Below are 3,818 nucleotides of genomic sequence, written 5' to 3' on the forward strand. Positions count from 1 at the left end.
GCGTCCCGGCAGACCGGGCCGATGTCACACCACAGGCCTGTCCCAGCCGGCAGCAGGTGCGGAGTCAACCCGGCAGCCGACAGACGAGCCGCGATCGCGCGAGTTGTCCGATGTTCCTGTCTACCCAGTTCCGGATGGGCATGAAGGTCGCGCCTGAACGCGACAAGCTCGCCTTCGTGCTGATTCAGCCAGGCGGCGACCGCGTCAGCTGCGCTCGTTGTCATGTCGGCCGCCCGGACTGCGCCCACTGCCCACACGCATATCGTGCGCCCGCCCGAAAGACCTGATCAGGGGGGATATTCCTGTACAGCAAGGGCCTGGCCCCACCTCTCCACCAGCGCCGGCCCGGATTCACGGCACGGGCCGACGAAACTCCATCTCCTGAAGCAGGGTATCCACCACGGCGGTCAGATCCCCATCAGCCCGCCTCGCCGCCGTCCGCTGTCGCTCGCTGCTCGAACCGACATCCACAATGTGCAGTACGTCAGCCAGTTCGCTAGGACACGCCAGCCGGCGCGCCACCGGCAGGAGATCCTCCACCAGGTCAACGAGGTCGTCGCGGACGCTGCGCGTCGTACCTCGCTCATCCACCATGATCTCGGCGTCAAGGCCATAGCGGGCCGCCCGCCATTTGTTCTCCTGGACAACCCATCGATGTGGTGTTGGCAACATGTAGCCCCGGTCGAGCTGAAAGTTCATCCGGTCGACAAGACACTGCGTCAGAGCGGCGACCGCCCCGACCTCCAGCAGTGTCGGCAAGCCGTCACAGACACGCAGCTCCACCGTGCCGAAGTTCGGGTGGGGACGGACATCCCACCACACCTCGCGGATGCTGTCGGCCGCGCCAGCCGACGCCATCGTGCCCATGAACCGCTCGAACTGCCCCCAGTCGGAAAGCAGCTGCGGCAGACCCGCTGTGGGCAGGGTCTCGAACAGCTTCGAACGCGTCGATGCCAGTCCCGTGTCCGTGCCCAGCCAGAACGGTGAGGATGCGGACAGCGCGAGAAAGTGCGGGATATAGGCGGCGAGCGCGTTCACGATGGGGATCGCCTTTTCCGGTGAACGGACCCCGACGTGCACATGCACGCCGAAGACCAGCAAACGCCGCACGACCCACTGCATACGGTCCACCAGCGAGAAGTAGCGGGGGTCGGGACTGAGCCGCTGCGTGTCATAGTGGGTGAGCGGATGGGTCCCGCTGCACGTCAGCGCGAGCCCCCGCGATTCGGCCAGATCTTCCAGGAAACAGACGGTTGCCAGGAGGTCGCTGGTGGCCTCGGACACCGTGTCACAGATACCGGTAACGACCTCGATGGTCGACTCGAACAGCTCGTACTTGGCCCGTGGCTCGGCATCCCGGCCAATTTTGTTCTGGTACTCGTCGAGAATGCTGGTCGCCGCCCCGCGAAGGTGACGGGTGTCGCGGTCGACCAGCTGCAACTCCCACTCGATGCCGAGACTGGACGTCGGCGACGACGAGAACGGTATCCGCATTCCCTGGCCTCCCGCTGCATCCGGCTGCCGCATCCCGTCCCCGAACCGCGCTCCCCGCCCGCCGGGCCTGCACCAGCCGGCACCGTGACTGAGACGGATGCGTCGGTCATACCCGCGGGGCAACGCGCAACGCCCAACGCGCGAGACTACCGGCAAGGCACGCAAAAAGATCAACTCGGTACACACTTCTCGCGCTGCCGGAGACCCGCGGGACGCTGGAACAGGACGCGCTAACCGAGTAACCCTAAGTCCCAGCACCACGGCCCGGAGGCTTTCGCCATGAATCGTGCGCATAATTTGCGCGAAAATTTGCGCGCGGCGCGCCTACGCCGAGGGCAGTACCCGGATGCCCAGCTCACGCAGTTGGCGCGGCTCGATCTCGGTGGGCGCACCCGTCATCGGATCAAGACCGGACTGGGTCTTCGGGAAGGCGATGACCTCGCGGATGTTGTCCTCACCCGCCAGGATCGCCACCAACCGGTCGATTCCCACGGCGAACCCGCCGTGGGGCGGCGCGCCGAAGGAGAACGGCGTGAGGAAGAAGCCAAAGCGGCGGTCAGCCTCGGCCGCGGAGATCCCGAGCGCGGCAAAGATCCGCTGTTGCAGCTCGGGCTCGTGGATCCGGATCGAACCCGAGCCCAGCTCCCAGCCGTTGAGGACCAGGTCGTAGGCGCGGCTGCGCACTGCCAGCGGCTCTGTTTCGATCTTGTCGACATCATCGGGATGCGGGCGGGTGAACGGATGATGGCCGGGCTTGGGACGTCCGGTCTGCGCGTCGATCCCCACGAACAGCGGGAAGTCGACGACCCAGACATAGCGGAACCCGCCCTCGCCGACGGCCGGGCGCCCGAGATCGTTGCGCAGCTGGCCGAGCACCTCGCACACCGTCGCCCACTCGTCCGCGACCAGCAGGAGAAGATCACCGGTCTCACCACCGGTCGCCTTCACGATCCCGGCGAGCTCGACGGCGGACAGGAACTTCGCCACCGGGGACTCCAGCGTCCCGTCCGCACCGACCCGCATCCACACCAGGCCCTTGGCCCCGAGCTTCTTGGCCCGGTCGGTCAGGGCGTCCAACGCCTTGCGGTTGTGCGTGGCCGAACCGCCGGGTACGCGGATGCCCTTCACTGCGGGTGCCCCGGCGAACGCCTGGAACCCGCTCGCCGTGAAGATCCCGGTCAGCTCGACAAGTTCCATGCCAAAACGCAGATCGGGTTTGTCCACCCCGAACCGGTCCATGGCGTCGTGCCAGGTGATCCGCTCGATCGGCGGCTGCGCGGCGCCGGTGACCGCCTCGGTCGCGGCCAGCACCGCGGCTGAGATCACCTCCAGCACGTCATCCTGGTCGACGAAGCTCATCTCCAGGTCAAGCTGGGTGAACTCGTACTGCCTGTCGGCCCGCAGGTCCTCGTCGCGCAGGCACCGGGCGAACTGGAAGTACCGGTCGGTGCCGCCGACCATCAGCAGCTGCTTGAACAGCTGCGGGGACTGCGGCAGCGCGTAGAAGCTCCCCGGCGTCTGCCGGGACGGCACCACGAACTCCCGGGCGCCCTCCGGCGTGGACGGCATCAACAGCGGCGTCTCGACCTCGACGAAGTCGCGTGGTGCCAGCGCGGAACGCAGCGCGGCCAGTACCATCGAACGGGTCCGCAGGTTGCGCTGCATGCGTTCACGGCGCAGGTCGAGATAACGATAGGCGAGCCGGGTCGACTCGTCGACCGAGTCGGCACGGTCGTCGATCGGGAACGGCGGCGGTGCCGCCGGGGCAAGCAGCGTCACCGCGCAGTCGCGCAGCTCGACCTCCCCAGTACCGAGGTTCGGGTTGACCGTCCCCTCGGGCCGGGCGGCCACCGTGCCAGTGACGCGCAGGACGTATTCCGACCGGGCGTCGACGGACCCGTCCACCACGCACTGCACCTGGCCAGAATGATCGCGCAGGTCGACGAACATCAACGACTGGCCGTGCTGGCGGCGGTGAGCCACCCAGCCGCACACCGTGACCGTCTCACCGATGTGCTCCGTGCGCAGCGCACCGCACAGGTGTGACCGCATCGCCGTCTTCATCGACCCGTCCATCCCGCTTCCCTCGGCCCGCGCCCCACATCGCGGGACGTGCCTGACCCGACCGACCTTACCGGCCGGGATCGCGGTGACCGATCGGATATTGCCGCGCGCCCGGCGTCACCCGATCCGGATCCGGCCTAACGAGGGCGGCGCAGGGCCCGGATGAAACGGGCAGCCTCGGCGCGCACGTCCGCTGGCACCCGCAGCACCTGCCGGCCAGCCGGGGTCGTCAGGTCCACCGTGATCAGATCTCCGTGCTT

The 3,818-nt window shown here is 67.6% G+C and carries 2 protein-coding genes and 1 pseudogene; all 3 read right to left on the reverse strand.

Annotation, left to right across the window (positions count from 1 at the left end; genetic code table 11):
• Window positions 1-224: pseudogene (locus tag MJ797_RS20230) on the reverse strand (amidohydrolase); the annotation flags it as partial.
• Window positions 225-351: 127 nt separating this feature from the next.
• Window positions 352-1,494, reverse strand: a complete 1,143-nt coding sequence (locus tag MJ797_RS20235) for a glutamate--cysteine ligase (RefSeq protein ID WP_239338389.1) — start codon at window positions 1,492-1,494, stop codon at window positions 352-354.
• A gap of 324 nt (window positions 1,495-1,818) precedes the next feature.
• On the reverse strand, window positions 1,819-3,558 hold the full coding sequence (gene aspS / locus MJ797_RS20240; protein ID WP_239338392.1) for an aspartate--tRNA ligase: 1,740 nt from the start codon (window positions 3,556-3,558) through the stop codon (window positions 1,819-1,821).
• Window positions 3,559-3,818: the final 260 nt, after the last annotated feature.

The organism is Protofrankia sp. CiP3 (assembly GCF_917627345.1).
In the GTDB taxonomy this organism is placed as follows: Bacteria; Actinomycetota; Actinomycetes; order Frankiales; family Frankiaceae; genus Protofrankia.

Excerpts from the sequence above, each read along its gene's own strand:
- MJ797_RS20235 (WP_239338389.1), bottom strand. The coding sequence starts at position 1,494 with ATGCGGATACCGTTCTCGTCGTCGCCGACGTCCAGTCTCGGCATCGAG.
- aspS (WP_239338392.1), bottom strand. The coding sequence starts at position 3,558 with ATGAAGACGGCGATGCGGTCACACCTGTGCGGTGCGCTGCGCACGGAG.